Source organism: Psychrobacter sp. LV10R520-6, assembly GCF_900182925.1.
Classification (GTDB): domain Bacteria; phylum Pseudomonadota; class Gammaproteobacteria; order Pseudomonadales; family Moraxellaceae; genus Psychrobacter.
This window is the reverse complement of the sequence record NZ_LT900024.1, coordinates 3,106,284-3,127,229: the sequence shown is the minus strand read 5'-3', so window position 1 is coordinate 3,127,229 and position 20,946 is coordinate 3,106,284. Positions and strand designations below refer to the sequence as shown.

Here is a 20,946-nt window from a genome sequence, read left to right as displayed (position 1 = left end):
CTTTTATCAGCTGAATATTTCTAAGCACGCGCGCCAAATATTGCCGTACCAACCCGCACCATAGTAGAGCCGTTGGTAACAGCATCTGCCATGTCGGCACTCATACCCATACTTAACGTATCCCACCCACTCAGTTCTGGATGGGTGTTTTTTACCGCTTCAAATAGCTGTTTGGTTCGAGCAAAACTGTCATTATCGGCTTTAGCAGGGATAATCATCAGACCCCGTAGCTGCAAGCGCTCATACCCTTTAATAGCGGCTATCAGATCTGGCAACTGCTCAGAGAGGCAACCTGACTTACTGTCCTCATCATCGATATTGAGTTGAATCAGTACATTAAGCGGCGACATATTGTCTGGACGTTGATCGTTTAACCGTTTAGCAATGATGTCGCGCTCAAGTGTTTGTACCCAGTCAAAATGCTCAGCGATATCGCGGGTTTTATTACGCTGAATACTACCAATATAGTGCCAAACTATCTCTTCACCTTCAGGCTGATCTTTTAGAGTCGCCATTTTTTCAATAGCTTCTTGCAAATAGTTTTCGCCAAAGTGACGCTGTCCTTGACGGGCTAGAGTGGCTATCATCTCGGCAGGCTTGGTTTTAGAGACGGCCAGTAACGTCACCGCAGTTACGCTATCCGTGGCCGTACCCTTTGCTTGCGCACATGCTTCGTCAACTTGCTGACGGACTTGTTGCCAGTTATCAATTAGGCTATGTTTGTCAAGACTGTGCATATCGAGAGCTGCATCAAAATCACTCTTAGTCTCTTTAATTTTAGTTAAGGTATTGGTGTCGGAGCTATTAGTATCGTGATGATTAGAAGTAGCATTCATAAAGGACTCACATAGATAAGACGTTTGATTGTTATTCGACTGTTGTTTGAATATTGTTAGGCCGTTTTTGTTAGAGGAGCCTAGTGTTGAATAAAGTTCGATAAAACAAACCAGTCAGCTGCTATTTTTGCATTTTATTCGCGTAGCAGATGGTTAAATGCCAACAGTGTTGTTATGATATTGTTACATGATTTAACGTCTACGGCTAAATATAATAGCGCGGGTAATAAAAGCAACTCAATATAAGATCATACGCTGAGATCTTATAATCATATTACAACTCTCTTCTGTGGTTCTTTTATTTTACCCTTATTAATTGATAGGAATGTCCGATTATGGCTGAAAAAAGTACTTTAAGTATCGAAGATTTGCTGCGCTTCACTGTCAAGCATAAAGCATCAGATTTACACATTTCAGCAGGGATGCAGGCGATGATTCGGGTCGATGGCGAGATGACACGTATCAATATGCCAACGATGACCCATAAAGTCGTGCATCAATTGATTTATGACATTATGAATGATAGGCAACGCGCCGACTTCGAAGAGTTTTTTGAAACAGATTTTTCTTTTGAAATCCCTAATTTAGCACGCTTTCGGGTAAATGCCTTTAATCAAAATCGCGGTGCTGGGGCAGTATTTCGTACCATTCCTTCTAAAGTTCTAACGATGGAAGACTTAGGCATGGGCGATGTGTTTAAACGGGTCTCAGACTTTAAGCGTGGCGTGGTATTAGTGACAGGTCCTACTGGCTCGGGGAAATCAACAACGCTGGCTGCAATGGTTGACTATATTAATGAGACCCGTAAAGAGCACATATTAACGATTGAAGATCCGATTGAATTTGTTCACGAATCCAAAAAGAGCTTGATTAACCAACGTGAGGTGCACCGCGATACCTTAGGTTTTGATGCGGCACTACGTTCCGCTTTGCGAGAGGATCCAGACATCATCTTGGTTGGGGAGCTACGTGACCTTGAGACCATTCGTCTGGCATTGACAGCAGCTGAGACCGGACACCTGGTTTTTGGTACCTTACATACCAGCTCAGCGGCTAAAACTATTGACCGAGTGATTGACGTGTTCCCTGCTGCCGAAAAAGATATGATTCGCGCGATGTTATCGGAGTCACTGCAAGCTGTTATCTCACAAACGCTCCTACCTCGTCAAACAGGTGGCCGTATCGCCGCTCATGAAATTATGCTGGGCACTCCCGCTATTCGCAACTTGATACGCGAAAACAAAATCGCGCAAATGTACTCCTCTATCCAAACCGGTGCAGGCGATGGCATGATTACGCTTGATCAAACGCTGAAGAACTTAGTGGCCAAAGGCACGATTAGTAAAGACGTTGCCCGTCCTTACGCCAAGCAGCCAGAAGCATTTTTATAATATCAATAGTGTATGACTATTAACTTTTTGACGGGTTTTATGCTTGCTGGTCTTACTCTTTACTGACCTTAGTTTTTAATAATTAGCTTGAATAATTGTTAAAGAGTTATTTGAGATCATTTTTACTCCATTTATTCTGAAGACAGGTACGATATGGACTTTGATAAACTGCTACAGTTAATGATCAATAAAAACGGTTCTGATTTATTTATTACCGCTAATGTGGCACCTTCCATGAAAATAAATGGGCAGATTTTGGCGGTCGGTAAAACACCCCTTAATGCTGAGCAAACCATGAATTTGGTTAAAAGTGTGATGTCAGAAACTCAGCAACAAGAGTTTGACGAGACCAACGAGTGCCAATTTGCTATCACCGATGAAGCAAAAAATGCCCGATTTCGAGTCAGTGCTTTTATGCAGCGCGATATGGCTGGGATGATTTTACGGAAAATTGAAAATAAAATCCCTACTGTTGAGGAGCTACGGCTGCCACCAGAATTGAAAGAACTGGCAATGAAAAAACGCGGTATTATTTTATTAGTCGGCGCAACGGGTACCGGTAAGTCCACCACGCTTGCTTCAATGATAGGACACCGCAATCAGAATTCTCATGGGCATATCATCACTATAGAAGACCCTATTGAGTTTGTACATCAACACCGGGGCTGCATTATTACCCAGCGTGAAGTAGGTATTGACACCTTATCCTTTGAGGCCGGTCTAAAAAATACTTTGCGCCAAGCACCGGATGTCATCTTAATCGGCGAGATTCGTAATCGCGAGGTGATGAGCTACGCCATTCAATATGCAGAAACAGGGCATTTAGTGTTTGCAACCTTACACGCCAACAATGCCAACCAGGCTGTCGACCGTATCATTCACTTTTTTGAGACCGAACGACACAATCAGTTGTTTATGGATTTATCGCTTAACCTACAGGCGATTATCGCACAGCAACTTATTCCAACCCCCGACGGCAAAGGGCGCCGTGCTGCTATTGAGATTTTATTAAATTCACAGCTGATCAGTGACTATATTCGCAAAGGCGAGGTTCATGAACTTAAAGAAGTTATGACCCGCTCACGTGATAGCGGTATGCAAACCTTTGATCAGGCGCTTTTTGATTTATACGAAAACGGCGAAATCACTTATCAAGAGGCGATTAAGCATGCTGACTCTCCTAACGATTTACGCTTAAAAATCAAACTTAGCAGTAAAAATAACACTCATAACTTAAATGAAGGTGCCGATAAGTTATCCTTGGATATCACCTAGGTGCTGTTCATGGGTAAGTCTTAGTCATAGCTGAGTCTTACTTATAGATGGGTATTATTCATAGATAGGTATTATTGGTACAATAAAAAAACGGCCCCCATGTGAGAGCCGTTTTTTATCTGTTGGTCATGCCAAGCTTTTATAAACCTGAGTTTTTAAAAACCTACAGATTTATAAATCTAAAACAACTATCTCGCACTGTCTTGGCATTCTGGGTTATTACAAATACCATAGAGAACCAACGAGTGTCCCGAGAGTTTAAAGCCATGCTCTTTTGCTACTTTAAGCTGCTGTTCTTCGATAGTCTCATTATGAAACTCGATAATCTTGCCACAAATGTCACAGACTAGATGATCGTGATGTTCATCTTGGGTAATCTCAAATACTGATAGATTATTTTCAAAGTTATGGCGCTCGACAATACCCGCTTGCTCAAACTGCGTCAGCACCCGATAGACGGTCGCCAAGCCCACATCCTCACCTTGTGCGATCAGCGCCTTGTACACTTCTTCTGCACTCATGTGATGAAGTTCTGCTCGCTCAAGCAATTCTAAAATTTTGATACGCGGTAACGTTACTTTTAATCCCGCTTTGCGTAAATCTTGATTGGTAAAAGAAGCCATAATATCCCTTCTGACTGTTAAAGTCTTAGCAAATAAAAACTTAAAAAAATATGAGATAAATAATCGTTGATGGTTGTCATTTACTGGTGATTAGGAACTAAAATGATGTCCAACCGGCTTATCCTAAGCCCTTTGTTAGCGTATCCTTCTCTATAAATCCTACCGCAAGTCTATGAATTTAAACTATAAACGGCCGGGTACATTAAATAGGATTTAGTAAATAATGTCGTAAGTGGTAGGCAATTGCAAGTAAATGACGTATCATTTATCGGTGATTGCCGGTAAGCCTAGCATCAAATGCACTTAGCCGCGCCCAACCCATTTTTTATGAGTCATCTTATCATGATAAAGCCGTTAACTTTTCGTCCGCTTAATCTTCGTCCGCTAAGCCATTCAGGCGCATTACGCAAGCTTGTTATTACTGGTGTGCTTAGCGCAACTGTGGCTATGTCTGGCTGCTCATTGCTTAGTGTTTATAAGATTGATTTGCCGCAAGGTACGCCCATCACTCAAACACAAGCACAAAAGCTAAAAGTGGGCATGAACCAAAACCAAGTACTTTATATTTTGGGTAGCCCTGCGATCAAAGATACCCTTAAGCCTAATCGTTGGGATTATATCTACGATTACCAAGCAGGGACAGAAGGTCAACGTAAAGGTATCGCCGATGTCAAAAACGCCAGCCAACATTTAATCGTTTACTTTGATGCTAATGGGGTGGTCACTCGCATAGAAGGCCTTGAGTCTCTACCTGCTTCATAGTTTCAAAAACTATGGCTCTTAAGATAAAGTAAGCTTAAATACTGATTACCAATTTTACTGTTTAGCGGATACTTTGCTTTTGCGCTGAGACATCGGATCAGCGCTTAAACTACGATAAACCTCAATACGATCAAAAGGCTGCAACTGATAGCTGAGTGGCTGCTTTTGCGCATAGATGCCTACATGCCACAACTTAGCAGCTGGCGTAATAATGTTTGCCACTTGCTCACACCATATTGCTAACTCTGCAAACTGTTCCAACCAACCCGCTTGCGCCAACGTCTCATATAATGTCGCGCCCTTACTAACTTGTAGGGTCAAATAATGTTGGCGCTGCGCATCCTCAGCATAAGCTAAATATACCGTTATCAAATTCGATTGCTGAGACTGCGGCTCAATGAGACCATTATTATTATTAATAACAGCATCAGCATCACTATCAGTACTACTAGCCATTAGCTTAACCACTGAATTATCCAACCTATCAATGCCAAGATCAGCGCTATTGGTACAATCAAACGAATCGCTATCCGCCATAAATTATAGAACGCTTCATTGCCGAAATTTAAAGACTTACGCAAATGGCTAATTTTCATCCGCCAACCTGCAAAAACAGATAATAATAATACCGCTATACTGCTGACAATTACCAAGAGCCCAACCAGCCAAGTAGTTGGTATCGCTATCACCAATACCAAACCTATCACTAAAGTCATCAACAAACTGACCACTAAACCAAATTTATGCGATAACTGTTGGGCGCTATAATGTAACAAATAGCTGGCGACAAATAATACCCCAACCCAATATAATAACTGGCCGATCGGGGGCAAACTCAAACCACTAATCAATAAGGCAATAACGCCAATAACCAATTGTAATAGCCAAATTGGTAACACCAGTTTAGTAGCCCGATAGACACTAGGTCCCTTTGGCGCGCGAGATTTTGAGGTATTATAATGGTCCTCTTCTACCGCTGTTGTTGTCTGCTTGGTCACCAAATTCTGACCGAACCAATACAGTCCCGTACCCGCGCCAACACTGACTAGAGCTAAGGCGACCGCACGCGCCCATTCACTCAAACTAATATTAGTCATGGCAAAGTTAATGTGCGGCAAACCAGTTGCGACCCCCAGTACCAACCCTAAGAGCATCAACCCCAAGCCAATCGGCAAAGGCGCAACACCCAGCAAGCTTAACAATAAAGCAATGACCATCAAGCCACCCGCAACGGCAAAGCTTGGCACGGTAGGAGCACTATTAAGCTCAGTTAAAGCAGATAGTATTCCGCTACTGGCGCCTGATATCACTAGCGCGGCAATAACAATCGCTACTAGCGCAGCCAACCAACCAAAACTGCGCCATAATGGACTGGCATCGGCCTCACGTGTTAGCTTTTGCATTCCTGCCATAGGCGCATCCACACTACGATAGGCCAATGCTATCTCAGCATAAACGACTGGTAACGACACCAAAACCATTGCTAATAGCCAGAGTAACCAAAAATCAATTTCACCAATTGAGGCCGGTGCAAACCACCTAAATAGCAATAATGGCAGTAGTGCAGCGACAAAATACGAAGCATAGCGGATCATCATAATTTCAATCCAAACGACTAAAAGTGAATAATGTAAATAATAGAAACGGCAGAAAATAGTAATAGCAATTGATAACAATCATATCAGCTAAAACTCATATGACTATTTATACTATAGGGACATCCAGCTATAAAAAAACCCCGAAATCGGGGTTTAATGACTAAATAATACTTGCTCTAAAATCAAAAGTTTTTAGACCCTAGTTAATTTAGTAATTACTAGATAATTATCAATTAATGAATAGCGCTCACATAATCGGATAAAATACGTATGTCGCGATCTGACAGCCTAGAAGCTACTGTTTGCATCATACCCATTTCGCCTTCTTTACCGGCGTCATTGACCCTTTTTTGATCTTCACTATCGATATCATCGTTACGGCCAGCAGCACGGAACAGTTTCAACTGAGTAGCAATATATTGAGCATGCTGACCGCCTAATCGCGGAAAAGCAGCCCAAGCGTTACCCGCCGCATCTGGACCATGACAGCCTGCACAACCAATCACATCGCGTGACTTGTCACCACCTAAGAATAGTTTAGAAGCTTCTTGCGTGGTTGCAGGATTACCAAAACCAACACCCCAAGGTGCTTGGTTAGAATAATAACCTGCCACATTGGCTAAGTCTTGCTGTGACAAGTTCGCCACTTGCGACTGCATAAGACCGTTTTTTCGGTAGCCTGCCTTAAAGTTTACCAGTTGTTTATATAAATACTTAACGTTTTGACCACCTAGATTAGGCTGTGCAGGAACAATACTTACCCCTTCAACACCATGACAGGCGGCACATTGCGCTTCTACAATTTGTTTGCCTGCACTAATGTCATATTTAGGAACAGTGATAGCAGCTTGTACGCTGAAACTTGCAACACATAAGCTGGCGGCAGCGATTAACTTTTTCATTGATACAAATCCTACTAACTCGATGTAAGCATTGTTTAGAGTGATTGTAACTTAGAGTAATAATAACTCAGAATAATAGTCACTTATGATAATAGTCACTTATGATAATAGTCACTTATGATAATAGTCACTTAGAGTAATTATACTAATAAGACACCCGGTACGAGCCCTGCGCCAATCTATTATTTAGCGAGGTAACCCATACATTTTGAGGTCTTTATCACAAACAGCCCGAAAGTACTTAATAATCTCAGGGTTTATTTTCAATTATTATAGCAAGACTTTATAGTATTTGCCTACTTAATCGTAGCACCTAGCGTTTTTTCTATCTACACTGCGGCAGCATACAGATTAAAAAAACAAAAAGCGCATAAAGGTCGTTAAACCTGCGCTTTATCTTATCCACTCAAGCCATTATTTGCTCATATAATCAATCAGTTTGCGGTAATCATCATCGCTACAATTGTCACATAGCCCGCCTGCTGGCATTTGAATCATACCGCCTTTAACAGATTTGACTAATGCTGGCATACCTTTTTGTTTTATAATCTGTTGCCACCCCGCGCTATCGCCTTTTTTAATGGCACCTAGCGCGCCACTATCGTGACAGGCAGCACATGAGTTATTATAGGTGGTTGGAATATCAGCGGCAGCAGTGCTTATCATTACGGTACTAATTGCAAGCGCAGCGATACTTCCAACTAAAGGGCGACTTATTCTAGAGAAAAGCGTGGTGATTTCATACATGAGACACCTCTTTTAATCCGTTTAACCGACTGTTCAAGAAAATATTGTAACAATATATGTCGGCTTAATATAGATAAATCAGGTTTAACTTTAGTAAATGGTGCTAATTATGCCGATAACTTTTGCTAAGCGCCTGCACATTTTAGTGTTATGCTGTCACTAATATGATGCTTGTAGCAGGTATTTCAATAGATCAGTTAGTTAATGGTATAGAATGGTCAGTAACTCAAAACGACCGTTTTTATTACTACATACAACTAGTTATATATGACTAACAGTCTCTCATACTATATCCACTAAAAGCTATGCTTTAATACCTAACTATAGTTAAACCGCTTTAAAACATGTACAGAATAGCTGGGAGAAATTTTCGAAGCCTCTGGAGTTACACAGCAAGCTAGAAAAATTTCTGCCAGTTATACGACGAAACTATGTGTGTATCCGTTTTATTGAGTTCTGACTATATCTAAGACCTTTTACTACTGTATCCCACTTTATTTTTAATTTTTTGAATGTTAACGAGTCATTTATGAGTACCCCGTTTAAAGATGTTGCCGCCGAGCATGCGGCGTTCAATACCAAAGCCCGTCAACGCATACAGCAAACTGAGTTTATGACCTCAGCGCCTACTTTTCGTCTTTGTCCCCCTGATGCAGGGCTAGAAGTGGCCTTTGCAGGTCGCTCAAACGCCGGTAAATCCTCAGCCATTAATGCGCTGACCAATCAACGGCAATTGGCTCGTTCTTCTAAAACGCCTGGTCGCACGCAGATGATTAACTTTTTTAACATTGGCGATACCGATAGGCGGTTGGTTGATTTGCCAGGCTATGGTTACGCTGCCGTGCCGCTTGAGATGAAAAAAGAATGGCAAGTGGAGCTAGAGGAATATCTAGTATCACGCTCAAGCCTAGCAGGCTTGGTATTAATGACTGATATTCGTCATCCCCTAAAGTTTTTCGATGAGCAAATGCTATTTTGGGCAAAAGCGGGCGAATTACCTGTCCATATCTTGCTGACTAAAGCAGACAAGCTCAAATATGGCGCTTCTAAAAACGCGCTACTTAATACCCGTCAAGCGCTGAAAAAATTAGGGTTAGACTGTACTATTCAGCTGTTTTCAGCGCTTAGGAAAGAAGGCCTCGATGAATTAGCGGGAGTGATGGGAAATTGGTACGAGTACAAACTTGACGATGAGAAAGTTAATAAAACATCTTTTGATGAACAAGCCTCTACTGAACAAGACAGTATTGCACAAACAGACGATGAGCCGAAAGACGCAAAATAAACCCAGCTGGTAATAAACAAAAAAGGGATTTATCGCTATTAACGATAAATCCCTTTTTTTTGTTATTGTATTTTACTTGTCATGTTTTACTCTATTCGCATAACGAGTTATTCACATAACGAACTATTTACATAACAGCGCAGCCAAAGATTGCGGGGTATCCACTTGATAAGTCGGTTGCTGTGCGGCGAGCTCATTACTAGCTGCCGTGCCATAATTGACCGCAATGCTGGTCATGCCAAGCTTAGTCGCCATTTGAATATCATAAATACTGTCACCGATAAATACGGCATCGAATATTTGCTGTTGTGTATAATTTAAGATATCGGTGAGCATCTGCGGATCAGGTTTAGAACCAGACTCATCCGCGCAGCGCGTGATTTCAAAATAATCGTGACTGCCAGAGGCCTCTAATACTCGATCAAGTCCTCGACGTTTTTTACCGGTCGCTACGGCCAACTGTTTGCCTTGTTGTTGCAAGGTTTGCAACATATTTTCTATAGGGCTAAAGAACGGCGTACGGTGACTGTTAGGAATATAATAATCAGCGTAGCTTTGCTGGATGGCAAGTTTTTGCGCATCCGTTGCTTCAGGATATAAAATTTCGATCCCAGTGAGCAGACTCAGACCGATAATATCTTTTACCGCTTGATCAGTAGTATGAAAACCATTCGCCTCACCCGCCACGTGCATAGACTCAACGATTAAACCGATTGAGTCCATCAGCGTGCCATCCCAATCAAAGACAATCAACGTTTTAGCAGCTAAGTCATGCGTGGCCAAAGTATCAATAGCTCGGTCAGTCTGAGGGTGGAGATGTATCGATGTAGACCGGGTAGCGTGATTAACGTTTGGCTGACTCATAGATTGACCTTAGCGACTGATGTTTAAAGATTAGCATCTAAACAGTAGCCGTTACTGAGTAAATCGGATGGGTTCAACACAGCTGGCTATACTGACGGCAACTCAACATCTTCTGGTAATAAAGCAGCGATATCGTCTGGTAACGGCGCGATAATCGGCTCATAACCCGGAATGTCTAAGCGCCACGCATGTAAGCACAGACGATGAACGCCTGTTTTGTCATGCACATTATATTTATCATCACCCAAGATAGCATGACCGATATGCGCTAAATGCACACGGATTTGATGAGTTCGACCTGTTAGTGGTTTGGCTTCCAGCAGACTTACCGGCAAATTATTAATCATAAAACGGCCATGTACGATAATATCCGTTTGGCTTTCTTTAGATTGTGGGTCTTGGGTATCCACTTTGACGCGGCGCTCACCGCTAGCAACGGTATAACGTAGCAAGGGCGCATCAATACGCTGCGTGTTGATCGCAGGTTGCCCTTTTACTAGACATAAATAATGCTTTTGGATGGTTTTATCTATTAAGTGTTGCTGCAACGCTTTGAGCGCTGAGCGTTTCTTAGAGATCATCAGCAGCCCTGAAGTGTCTTTATCGATGCGATGAATTAGCTCTAGGTACTTTTTACCGGTCACTTCACGCATGGCTTCAATCACGCCAAAATTCAACCCGCTACCGCCATGTACCGCTATACCTGATGGCTTATTCAGCACCAGCATACCTTCGTCTTCATAGACCACACGAGCCAGTAAGCTGTTGGCAAATTCAGTACTGATAATTGGTTTTTCACGGGTCGCAAGCTGTACCGGCGCGATACGCACAACGTCTTCGCGATGTACTCTATCATGCGGTTTACAGCGCTTATTATTAACGCGAACCTCATCCGAGCGAATCATCTTATAGATGTGGGGTTTCGGCAAGCCTTTTAGACGGTTAAGCAAGAAGTTATCCAAGCGCTGATCGTGCTGATGGCGCGTCACTTCGAGGTAATTTACCTTTTCGAAGTTACTAATCTCATCATTGGCGCTTTGCGGACGGGTTTTGCTGTTAAAGATGCCAGGGGCTTCATGGGTCTGTGCGTCGTCAGTCATTTTAGAGTTTGTCATTTTTAGTTAGGTATTTACACAAAGATTTGCTATAGTTTAGCATGTTGAACGCCAATTGCGCATAGGTTACGGCAATAATCGTTATTGTTGTAAACAGCCAATCGCCATCTTTATTACTGGTTAGTAACGAGGTGCACGCTATATACCGCGATAACGTTGGACGTTTGATCTAATTTTTAGGGCGAAGTGCTTGATAATCTATAGCATCGTGCCCAATTAATGGTATTAATACCACATATAATTGCATTGATAATATTGGCAAAAAATCCAATTTATTGAGCGATAACAGCACACAATTTACTCATTTAACGCATGACCATGATTTGATTTGCAATTTTTTTTGCAAGGTTAATTGGCACGCGCAGTAGAACAAGTGATAGTAGCTCGATGTTAAAAATGTACCGCTGCCTGATTATTGGCGGTCAAATAGATAATGATCTTTAAGCGACACCAACAAAAGACACAACGATACCGTGCTGATGATCCGGTCACTATTCTGTTTGCCAAGTACGCCCCGCTGAATGACAGCGCAGCAACATCCTAACAAAAGCTCACGCTGATATTGATAATATTTGAAAGATAGACTGATAAATAAAAGAATTGGATCTAAAATATAAACCTTAGAGAAAAGTATGCCAGGCCTTAGATATAGGCTTACAACTTATATAGATAGCAAGAAGCTGACATACATTCAACTGACAGCTTGGCACAACGCTAACGTACTAGCATATCAGTGCTTAAATAGTGATACTTGATAGCCACAACTTCTTTTATGAAGCTATAAAGTGACTGATGACAGACTTACAACCTGTCTCATTTATTCTGGTTCTTGATAACGAATTCCGGTTGACAGTTTTAGGTTGAAGTTAACCACTAGTGGCTAAAAAAATTAGCCATTATAAGTTAACAATTCTAGCTTATTTATTTATCATTTTTTAAATGTCCCTTAATATCTGCAGCTGATCTTAAATTAGCTGTACTTGCTCCTGCCACCATAAAAACAATCTCGTCGTTGTCATGCGTACTCATAGGATACTAATATGAAACGCATTTTAATCAACGCCACCCAAAACGAAGAAATTCGTGTTGCCTTATGTAATGGCAATCATCTTTACGATTTCGACTTAGAAAATCGTACTCGCGAGCAAAAAAAGTCCAATATCTATAAAGGCCACGTCACCCGCGTTGAGCCCTCGCTTGAAGCCGTGTTTGTCGAGTATGGCTCACAACGTCAAGGCTTCCTTCCTATTCGTGAAATTTCTGCTGAATATCTCAGCGGCAATCCACGTGACGAAAACATCAAAAAACTGATTAAAGAAGGCGATGAGCTCATCGTCCAAGTTGAAAAAGAAGAGCGCGGCAATAAAGGCGCTGCCCTATCGACTTACGTATCTTTAGCCGGCCGTTATTTGGTATTAATGCCCAACAACCCTCGTGGCGGCGGTATCTCACGTCAAATCTCAGGTAAGTTGCGCGAAAATATGAAGCGCATGCTGGGCAATCTTGATTTGCCCAAAGGCATGAGTGTCATTATTCGTACTGCCGGTATCGGTAAGAACCAAGACGAATTACAGCACGACCTTAACCATCTGCTTAATATCTGGCAGGCGATTCAAGAACAGAATCAAAAATATCCTTCACCGCGCTTGGTTCATCAAGAAGCGGGCGTCGTCACGCGCGCCGTACGCGATTATCTGCGTGATGATATTGCTGAGATTTGGATTGACAACGAAAACGCTTATATTGAAGCAGCTGGCTTTATCGATGCGGTGATGCCAAAACAAGCGGAAAAACTGCGTAAATATACCGACTACGAGCCCATGTTTTCCCGTTTTAATATCGAAAAACAAATCGAAACCGCCTACCAGCGTGAAGTTCGTTTGCCATCAGGTGGCTCAATCGTCATCGACCAAACCGAAGCGCTAGTCTCGATCGATATTAACTCTGCTAAGTCGACTAAAGGCTCAGACGTCGCCGAGACCGCCTACCATACCAACCTAGAAGCGGCCGATGAAATTGCTCGTCAATTACGTCTACGTGATATGGGCGGTTTGATTGTCATTGACTTTATTGACATGAATGACAATAAGCATCAAAAAGAGGTCGAAAAACGTCTAATCGATGCCACTAAATATGACCGTGCGCGCGTCCAGTTTGGCGATATCTCTAAGTTTGGCTTGATGGAAATGAGCCGTCAGCGTCTACGCCCTTCATTAGAAGAGTCGACCGGCTATATTTGCCCGCGCTGTCATGGTAACGGCATGATTCGTGATTTGCGTTCATTATCGCTATCGATTATGCGTCAAATCGAACAAATCGCCCTAAAAGAGCGCCAAGGGGAAGTCCAAGCAGAAGTACCGACTGATATCGCAGCCTTCTTATTAAATGAAAAACGCGACAGCTTGGTTTATCTTGAACAAGACAGTGGTACCCGCATTACTATCTTGCCGCATGCACATTTAGAATCACCTAACTTTAAATTGCATTTTAACCGTGATGGTTTTGCCCCAACAAGCTATGAGCGTATTACCGACACTCAGCAACAAGAACACAGCGATCTTGGCTATAATGTTGACTGGCAAACCGCTGAAAAAGAACGTCCTGAACAGCAGCCAACTCGCCAGCCACGTCAAGTAACAGATACTGAAAATAGCCGCTCAAACAGTCAGCAGAGCAGCCGCGCGCCGCAGAAAAATAGCGATCAGAACCACAATAGCCAAAGCGCTAGTAGCCCAAATACCAGTCAACGAAGCACCACCGTCAATAATAGCAACGACCAACGTAGTAATAGCAGTAATAATAGTGGTAACGAACCAGCCTCTACTACTCATGCAGCGCAAAATAGCAATGCTTCAAGCAGCCATGCTAAAAACGCCCCTTCTACCCCTGCTCCTGTAGCTGCTCAGTCTACGGGCGAAGTCACTGCGGCTCAACCGCAAGCAGTCGCTTGGTTGTCCAATTTGTTCGCTCAAGCTCCGCAAGCACAAACGTCGAACAGCGTCAGTAGTCGCGATGCGGCTGAGGCCATCGAAGCGCTAGTAAACAATGGCGGGCAAAGCTTAGGCTCGTTTGGACAAGTCGATAACAATGCCTTGAATGGCGCCCAGAGTTCATCAGCGCCACAAACCAGCCAGCCAAATGACAGTCAACCGTCAGGTCAACAATTAGATAGTAATACCAATCGTCAGCAACCCCGTCGCAATACTGATAACAATACTGACAGCAGTACCAATGCCAGTACGAATAGCGATGATGATGACAATAACAATGCGGACGATAGAAGAAGACGCAAGCCCCGTAAGTCAAGATCTTCAAAACCGCATCAAAGAAAAGACCAGCGTAATGAGACGGTCGATAGTGATAGCAGCAATACAGACAGTGGTGTAGATAGCCGTGCTGCTAACAGTAATGACACTAATAGTAATGAAGACAAACAGTCTGATAGCCAAGACAAACGTCAGCATGACAATAGACGCAGTAGCGATCGTAACCGTAACAATCGTCAAGATAATGGACGCAATAATAACGAACGTAACGATAGCGAGCGTAATGCTACTGAACGTAGTACCACTGAACGTAATAATAGTAGTCGCAATGACGCAGATCAGCAAGACAGCAGTTCGGGCGATGAGCAAACTCGTTCTAAACGTAAGCCGCACAGTCAACGTGGCTCACGCGGCAAGCTTGAACGTGGCGAGACATTAACTGCGGACGCTAAGCAAAATAGCCAACCAAGCGCTCGCCGCAATCAAGACCCCAATGAAGTGGTGTTAAAAGTCAACGAAACCACAACTAAGGCGAAGTCACCAGAAGTGGTGCATCTATCTTTAGATGATAGTAAGCCTGAGCAAGCGACACGCCAGTCTACTGATCAACCAAGTGCTGAACGTGACGTTACTAAAGAAGATACCTCTAAAAATAGTAAAAACGATAACGCTGCTCAGCAAAGTACTGATAAACAGAGTAGTGACAAACAAAACACTAGTGGACAGCATGCTGATAAACAAACAGAGGATACGGATAGTAACTCTGTAAGCAGCACGCAAGCGGATACCACTAGGCCTACTGTTGATGAGGCGGTTACTACTGAGACTCATACTACTGAAGTTAGTGCTAATCAGGCCAATACTACTGAGGACCAGGCACAGTCTGATGCTCCTAAAGACGATAAAGTCAACGGCAATCAGAACAACGACCGCCAGACTAATGACCGTAAACCGTCTGTAGATGAGCAGCCAACATCTAAGCCTAGTACTGACAGCCAAACGCCAGTAGCAGCTGAGGCTGAGTCAGATACCGTACAAACGGCTCCTGAAACTCAGCAAACGGGTAATGAGAATGCGGCTGCGGTTGCTAACGACAGCGCCTTGAACAATAGCGCTGATAGTAACTCTAGTAGTAGTAATATTGCGCTCGAGCTTACTCATGATGCGTTGTTTGCTAAACACTACGTGACTGCCAGTAAGTTTGGTCAAGCCAGTAATGACCCGCGCATTGTCCGTCTTCAGCAGGCTCAATCAATAGCGACACCAGTGGTACCAGCAAGTGAGCAAGCAGTGACGAACGTACCGACTATACGTGGTACGGTTGGTGAGTTTATTCATACTATCCTACCAGAGGCTAAAGCTCGCTTGGCAGATGACGGTGTGATTCACAGCTTTATTGACGCCATTGCTATCCATACTCAGCAAGCATTAAATGCGGGAGTTGCCGGTACTACAGATAGTGAAGAGAATAGTGACGACGTTAATGCAAACCGCTTTGATGTCAGCACCTTCACTTTTAGTAACTACGGTTATCAACCTCTAGCGGCGGATTATTTGGCACGCTTTGAGACCATGACTCAAGCCGTCAGCCAGTTTGCAGCGGCGCAAGGTAAAACAGCGGTTGAACCACGGGCGGTTAACAAACGTGCTAGCAATGATCCACGAGGTCAGCATCCTGACTATAATGAATCAGAACAAGAGCAGGAGCAGGAGCAGGCAACATTAAGCGTCCCTAGTGACAATATTCCTAGTGACAATATTCCTAGTGACAATATTCCTAGTGATAATGTACCTAGTAATAATGTACCTAGTGAGCAGGTTGAGCCACACAGTCAAGACCATGTTCAGCCTCAAGATGCTACTGACACTGTATCTACTGAAACGGTTAATGAAGTCGATGCCCATGATGTTGAAGCAACCGCATTAGCCAGTGAAGTACAAGCAGATGATATCAGTGCTGATAGCGAGCACCTGCTACAGGCTGATCAAGATCAGGAAGTGACGGCTGAACAAACTAACGAACAGACGGACGTTGAGCAAGCTGATTTCTCTCAAGATGATGAGTCTATGGTAGAGGACTCTGCAAAAGAGGACAATCAAGCGGGTAAGTCAAAAACGACCATCGCCAGTTATAAGAACATGATCGAAAATGTGGCCGAGCAACTATTGCCACAAACCAGCATGTTTAACTTGACCACGCCTAAAGTACCCAAGGCGCGCAGTCGTAAGCCTAAGACTGACCATAAAAAACCCACGCAAGCTGAAAAAATAGAGCCTGGTAATTCAGATAGCGAAAGCTAATGGCTAAAAACTAAAAGCAACGTACAAGCAAAAGCCCCAAAGTTGTCAGCAACTTTGGGGCTTTTTTATGCTTGATTGAAATTTTTTAACGGCCTGCTGATTAATGGCCTCTGATTAATGCGCAGAAGAAGCATCTTGGTCTTTATTTCGTATTTTACCAATGACAGTAATAATAGCGACCACTATTACACCGACAATTAGACCAACCAAGCCATTTAATAACATAGTGGTCGCACTCTCAAAAATCCCTGTTAAATGTGCTAAATCCTCTACGCCATGCTCTAAAAAGCCAATTCCGTGCACTAAGATGCCACCACCTACCAAAAACATGGCCAACGTACCGGCAATCGATAAAAACTTCATTAGTTTTGGGGCAGCAGCCAGCATGAATTCACCAAGCTTACGCGTACCAGCACTAGCGTTTGGCTTCTCGATCAAATGTAGTCCTGCATCATCAATTTTTACAATGCCTGCAACTAGGCCATAAATACCGACGGTCACAACAATAGCAACAATCGATAGTACCACCGCTTTTTCTAAGATACCGGCCCCGACTGCTGTTATTGCGCCTAAAGAGATGACTAATATTTCAGCTGATAAGATAAAATCGGTACGAATCGCCCCTTTTATTTTTTGCTTTTCAAAGGCGACCAAATCGACCGTTTCATCGGCGTTGGCTTGCCGGTGCGCATTTTGCTCTTCATCATGCGGCAATAAGGTAGGCCAAAACTTATGAATGACCTTCTCCGCCCCTTCATAGGCCAAAAACAGCCCGCCGCACATTAACAATAACGTGACTAACGGTGGATAGACGGTACTTACTAATAAAGCAGCTGGCACTAAAATCAGTTTATTAATAAAAGAGCCTTTGGCGACTGCCCAAATGACAGGTAGCTCACGGCTTGGCTTGACACCAGTCACTTGCTCGGCGTTGAGTGCTAAGTCATCGCCTACCAAACCAGCTGTTTTTTTAGCCGCCACCTTAGTCATGACAGATACATCATCCATCAATAGGCTAATGTCATCAAGCAATAGTAATAAACTGGCACCTGCCATGGGGTCTCCTTAGCGACAATTCGCTTAAATGAATAAATCTAAAATAATTTCTATAAAGGGTCGATAAAAAAGGGTCGACAGAATACTTTGTATAAAGTGTCATAGTAATGGTGTTATCAGCAGTAGATTACCTAGACCAAGGACGATATGAAATAGTACAAATGTATCTTACTTGCCATGGCTTAACGTTTATTAGCCGTTCATATATCTAAAATAGTTAGGAAATAGCCTTTGGCTGCTATTTACAAAAATATGTTAATATAGTGCCTATTAGCATTTATCTTTTGTTATCAATAAAGTATAAAAGGTCACCACTTTTATTACGCCATATATTCACACTTACTATGTTAAGTACTATGTCAAACGCTTCATAACGCACTTTTTTATAACGAACTCATGATTAGGCGCGCCTGCCTATAGGAAACGACATATGCCCTTATCTCCATTTTTTAGCCTTAGAAAGTCTACCGCTAAGCTTTCTAAGAATAAGCCTGCTAAGAACAAGTTTGCTCGTAATAAGCTGTCTCATGTCATGATGAGTGCATTGCTAGTGGTGGTTGCCGCTGGCTGTTCTAACAATGCCGCTGATGCTACCAGCATCGTTAATAGCGCCCAAGCTAAAACCAGCCCTAGTACGGCTACAAATACTGCCTCAGCGGGTAGCGATGCCGCGGTAGTTAAAGCACTGCAAGCCAATTTGAAAATATCGGGTATTGAAGAAAGCATTATTTCTGCTGTACCAACGGACATGGACGGTATTTATTGGGTGACTGCTGAAGATTTACCGGCATTTTTTACCGATAAGTCAGGCAAGCATATTATTCAAGGGCAAATCATTGCTGTTGGACAAGGTGAACCAGTCGATATCAGTGGCGCATTGGTCGCCAATACCGCACAAGAAGCTTTAAAATCAGTCGACAAAAAAGACATGGTTATTTATCCTGCAAAAGGCGTGACCAAATCAGTGGTTTATGCCTTTACGGATGCCGATTGCGGCTACTGTCGTAAACTGCATGCAGAGATGGATGATATCAATGCGCGCGGTATTGAAGTGCGTTATTTGGCATGGCCACGTAGCCAAGAGACCATTCCTAAGATGGAAGCTATTTGGTGTAGTGAAGATCGTAACGCCGCGATGGATCAAGCCAAAATAGGCGCTAACGTGCAAGCGCCTAGCTGCAGTAACCCTGTTCAAGAACAAATGGCATTGGGTGCAAGCCTAGGGGTGCGCGGTACGCCTGCTATCTTTACTGAGTCCGGACAGCAAGTGGGTGGTTATCTGCCAGCAGCGCAATTGGCACAAGCCGTAGGCGCTAACTAACAGTAGCCGTAACGCGAACTTATCACCTGCATGCGGCATGGGTTACATTACCGACGTTGGCGACATTGAGTAGACGCAACAAGCGCATGTCGGTATGATACGATAAAGCGCTATGCAAGATCAGCAGCACATTTTTATCCATCTTTTTATCCACCCATTTAATCTCTTGAGGATACTGTGAGTAAATCCATCAAACTAGCGATACTTGGCCTAGGTACCGTCGGTACTGGCGTGGTCAATCTAATAAACGATAACTTAGACGAACTCAAACGGCGCAGCGGACGCGATATTGTCATCACCCAAGTTGGCACGCGCCGTCAACGCGACGATATTGATCCCAATATTATCCAAAACAGTGATTTAATGGCCACCGCTGCCAGCGATAACGCGGATATTGTCATCGAATTGATTGGTGGCACCACCCTCGCCAAAGATGTCATCATGCATGCCATCAAACATGGCAAACATGTGGTCACGGCTAACAAAGCGCTACTGGCTGAACATGGCAATGAGATTTTTGCCTTAGCCGAAGCAAACAACGTTCACGTCGCTTATGAAGCAGCCGTTGCTGGCGGTATTCCGATTATTAAAGTCATGCGTGAAGCGCTGGCCGCTAATAGAGTTGACTGGTTAGCGGGGATTATTAATGGTACGGGCAACTTTATCATGACTGAAATGCGTGATAAAGGTCGTCCGTTTGCAGATGTGCTCGCAGAGGCTCAGGAGCTTGGTTACGCAGAAGCGGACCCTACCTTTGATGTTGAAGGGATTGATGCAGCGCACAAGCTGGCACTCCTCGCTTCTATTGCTTTTGGTATTCCTTTACAGTTTGATAAAGTCTACTGCGAAGGTATCAGGAACATCACCTTGCAAGATGTTAGTTATGCTGAAGAGCTTGGCTACCGTATCAAGCACGTTGGCTTTGCGGTGCGTCGCGGTGCTCATGAAGGTGACAATGAAAACGATGGTATTGAGCTACGCGTACACCCTACCTTGATTCCGCAAGATGCCTTGCTGGCGAATGTTAATGGCGTAAAAAATGCGGTATTGGTGAATTCGCATCCGCTTGGACAAACACTCTATTATGGTGATGGCGCCGGTGCAGGCGCAACGGCTTCTGCGGTAATGGCTGATGTCATGGATTTGGTACGGGTTTTGAATACCAACGACCCTAATAATCCAGGCAATAATGGTCACCATGTGCCGCATTTGGCTTTTATTCCTGAACAGCTCTCTGACACGCCGATACTACGCGCAGAGCAGATGATAACGGGCTATTATCTGCGCGTTCATGCTTATGACAATCCTGGTGTACTAGCAGACATCACTCGTATTTTAAGTGATGCGGGCATCAATATTGATGCGATTTTACAAAAGCCTGCCCATAAACTGGGACAAGTACCCGTAATTATTCTAACGTTACCGGTAGTTGAAAGCCAAATGAACCTAGCGATTGAAAAAATTGAAAAGCTAGAGACTATTACTGATAAAGTGGTTCGTATTCGTTTGGATGAACTGGCGTAACAAGTTGACTTAACCAGCGCACTTAATTGATGATTGCTTTGTTAACTACTAAGCTAGCGACTTGATTTTTGACTAACCCG

General features: G+C 43.3%; 16 protein-coding genes. 7 read left to right on the top strand and 9 right to left on the bottom strand.

From position 1 onward, the window contains the following. Positions 1 to 20: 20 nt before the first annotated feature. Positions 21 to 737, bottom strand: a complete 717-nt coding sequence (locus U1P77_RS13125) for a YggS family pyridoxal phosphate-dependent enzyme (RefSeq protein WP_321156706.1) — start codon at positions 735 to 737, stop codon at positions 21 to 23. Between the two features lie 434 nt (positions 738 to 1,171). On the opposite strand from U1P77_RS13125, the gene U1P77_RS13120 reads away from it, so the two are divergent. Together U1P77_RS13120 and U1P77_RS13115 are read left to right on the top strand one after the other, a co-directional pair. Further along, positions 1,172 to 2,227: a type IV pilus twitching motility protein PilT gene (locus U1P77_RS13120; RefSeq protein ID WP_321155398.1), complete on the top strand. Its 1,056-nt coding sequence runs from the start codon at positions 1,172 to 1,174 to the stop codon at positions 2,225 to 2,227. A 153-nt stretch (positions 2,228 to 2,380) separates the two neighbouring features. Beyond that, on the top strand, positions 2,381 to 3,502 hold the full coding sequence (locus tag U1P77_RS13115) for a PilT/PilU family type 4a pilus ATPase (RefSeq protein WP_321155397.1): 1,122 nt from the start codon (positions 2,381 to 2,383) through the stop codon (positions 3,500 to 3,502). Positions 3,503 to 3,690: 188 nt separating this feature from the next. Here the strand turns inward: U1P77_RS13115 and fur are convergent, their stop codons facing one another. Then, positions 3,691 to 4,125, bottom strand: coding sequence for a ferric iron uptake transcriptional regulator (gene fur / locus U1P77_RS13110; protein WP_321155396.1), 435 nt, complete (start codon positions 4,123 to 4,125; stop codon positions 3,691 to 3,693). A gap of 327 nt (positions 4,126 to 4,452) precedes the next feature. Between fur and U1P77_RS13105 the strand changes: the two genes are divergently transcribed. Next, positions 4,453 to 4,887 (top strand): outer membrane protein assembly factor BamE, encoded by a 435-nt coding sequence (locus U1P77_RS13105; protein WP_321155395.1) that lies wholly within the window; start codon positions 4,453 to 4,455, stop codon positions 4,885 to 4,887. A gap of 54 nt (positions 4,888 to 4,941) precedes the next feature. Here the strand turns inward: U1P77_RS13105 and U1P77_RS13100 are convergent, their stop codons facing one another. The 4 genes from U1P77_RS13100 to U1P77_RS13085 form a co-directional block, all read right to left on the bottom strand. Further along, entirely contained in the window at positions 4,942 to 5,343 is a 402-nt protein-coding gene (locus tag U1P77_RS13100; RefSeq protein WP_321155394.1) for an RnfH family protein, read from the bottom strand. Next, positions 5,343 to 6,485, bottom strand: a complete 1,143-nt coding sequence (locus U1P77_RS13095) for a hypothetical protein (RefSeq protein ID WP_321155393.1) — start codon at positions 6,483 to 6,485, stop codon at positions 5,343 to 5,345. Before U1P77_RS13095 ends, U1P77_RS13100 begins: the two co-directional genes overlap by 1 nt. Positions 6,486 to 6,718: 233 nt before the next feature. Continuing rightward, positions 6,719 to 7,387 (bottom strand): c-type cytochrome, encoded by a 669-nt coding sequence (locus U1P77_RS13090; RefSeq protein WP_321155392.1) that lies wholly within the window; start codon positions 7,385 to 7,387, stop codon positions 6,719 to 6,721. Between the two features lie 414 nt (positions 7,388 to 7,801). Beyond that, complete coding sequence (locus tag U1P77_RS13085) at positions 7,802 to 8,134, bottom strand: c-type cytochrome (protein ID WP_321155391.1); 333 nt, start codon at positions 8,132 to 8,134, stop codon at positions 7,802 to 7,804. Positions 8,135 to 8,663: 529 nt separating this feature from the next. On the opposite strand from U1P77_RS13085, the gene yihA reads away from it, so the two are divergent. Further along, a complete protein-coding gene (yihA, locus tag U1P77_RS13080; RefSeq protein WP_321155390.1) occupies positions 8,664 to 9,419 on the top strand; it encodes a ribosome biogenesis GTP-binding protein YihA/YsxC in 756 nt (251 codons plus the stop codon). A gap of 123 nt (positions 9,420 to 9,542) precedes the next feature. Here the strand turns inward: yihA and U1P77_RS13075 are convergent, their stop codons facing one another. Then, on the bottom strand, positions 9,543 to 10,283 hold the full coding sequence (locus U1P77_RS13075) for an HAD-IA family hydrolase (RefSeq protein WP_321155389.1): 741 nt from the start codon (positions 10,281 to 10,283) through the stop codon (positions 9,543 to 9,545). An 86-nt stretch (positions 10,284 to 10,369) separates the two neighbouring features. Next, positions 10,370 to 11,383, bottom strand: coding sequence for an RluA family pseudouridine synthase (locus U1P77_RS13070; RefSeq protein WP_321155388.1), 1,014 nt, complete (start codon positions 11,381 to 11,383; stop codon positions 10,370 to 10,372). 1,055 nt (positions 11,384 to 12,438) lie between these two features. On the opposite strand from U1P77_RS13070, the gene U1P77_RS13065 reads away from it, so the two are divergent. Further along, on the top strand, positions 12,439 to 16,965 hold the full coding sequence (locus U1P77_RS13065) for an Rne/Rng family ribonuclease (RefSeq protein ID WP_321155387.1): 4,527 nt from the start codon (positions 12,439 to 12,441) through the stop codon (positions 16,963 to 16,965). A gap of 114 nt (positions 16,966 to 17,079) precedes the next feature. On the opposite strand, the gene U1P77_RS13060 is transcribed toward U1P77_RS13065, so the two are convergent. Then, positions 17,080 to 18,021: a DUF808 domain-containing protein gene (locus tag U1P77_RS13060; RefSeq protein WP_321155386.1), complete on the bottom strand. Its 942-nt coding sequence runs from the start codon at positions 18,019 to 18,021 to the stop codon at positions 17,080 to 17,082. Positions 18,022 to 18,451: 430 nt separating this feature from the next. Between U1P77_RS13060 and U1P77_RS13055 the strand changes: the two genes are divergently transcribed. Next, on the top strand, positions 18,452 to 19,342 hold the full coding sequence (locus tag U1P77_RS13055) for a DsbC family protein (RefSeq protein WP_414479018.1): 891 nt from the start codon (positions 18,452 to 18,454) through the stop codon (positions 19,340 to 19,342). A 177-nt stretch (positions 19,343 to 19,519) separates the two neighbouring features. After that, entirely contained in the window at positions 19,520 to 20,866 is a 1,347-nt protein-coding gene (locus U1P77_RS13050; RefSeq protein ID WP_321155385.1) for a homoserine dehydrogenase, read from the top strand. Positions 20,867 to 20,946: the final 80 nt, after the last annotated feature.

Excerpts from the sequence above, each read along its gene's own strand:
- U1P77_RS13125 (WP_321156706.1), bottom strand. The coding sequence starts at position 737 with ATGCACAGTCTTGACAAACATAGCCTAATTGATAACTGGCAACAAGTC.
- U1P77_RS13120 (WP_321155398.1), top strand. The coding sequence starts at position 1,172 with ATGGCTGAAAAAAGTACTTTAAGTATCGAAGATTTGCTGCGCTTCACT.
- U1P77_RS13115 (WP_321155397.1), top strand. The coding sequence starts at position 2,381 with ATGGACTTTGATAAACTGCTACAGTTAATGATCAATAAAAACGGTTCT.
- fur (WP_321155396.1), bottom strand. The coding sequence starts at position 4,125 with ATGGCTTCTTTTACCAATCAAGATTTACGCAAAGCGGGATTAAAAGTA.
- U1P77_RS13105 (WP_321155395.1), top strand. The coding sequence starts at position 4,453 with ATGAGTCATCTTATCATGATAAAGCCGTTAACTTTTCGTCCGCTTAAT.
- U1P77_RS13100 (WP_321155394.1), bottom strand. The coding sequence starts at position 5,343 with ATGGCTAGTAGTACTGATAGTGATGCTGATGCTGTTATTAATAATAAT.
- U1P77_RS13095 (WP_321155393.1), bottom strand. The coding sequence starts at position 6,485 with ATGATGATCCGCTATGCTTCGTATTTTGTCGCTGCACTACTGCCATTA.
- U1P77_RS13090 (WP_321155392.1), bottom strand. The coding sequence starts at position 7,387 with ATGAAAAAGTTAATCGCTGCCGCCAGCTTATGTGTTGCAAGTTTCAGC.
- U1P77_RS13085 (WP_321155391.1), bottom strand. The coding sequence starts at position 8,134 with ATGTATGAAATCACCACGCTTTTCTCTAGAATAAGTCGCCCTTTAGTT.
- yihA (WP_321155390.1), top strand. The coding sequence starts at position 8,664 with ATGAGTACCCCGTTTAAAGATGTTGCCGCCGAGCATGCGGCGTTCAAT.
- U1P77_RS13075 (WP_321155389.1), bottom strand. The coding sequence starts at position 10,283 with ATGAGTCAGCCAAACGTTAATCACGCTACCCGGTCTACATCGATACAT.
- U1P77_RS13070 (WP_321155388.1), bottom strand. The coding sequence starts at position 11,383 with ATGACTGACGACGCACAGACCCATGAAGCCCCTGGCATCTTTAACAGC.
- U1P77_RS13065 (WP_321155387.1), top strand. The coding sequence starts at position 12,439 with ATGAAACGCATTTTAATCAACGCCACCCAAAACGAAGAAATTCGTGTT.
- U1P77_RS13060 (WP_321155386.1), bottom strand. The coding sequence starts at position 18,021 with ATGGCAGGTGCCAGTTTATTACTATTGCTTGATGACATTAGCCTATTG.
- U1P77_RS13055 (WP_414479018.1), top strand. The coding sequence starts at position 18,452 with ATGCCCTTATCTCCATTTTTTAGCCTTAGAAAGTCTACCGCTAAGCTT.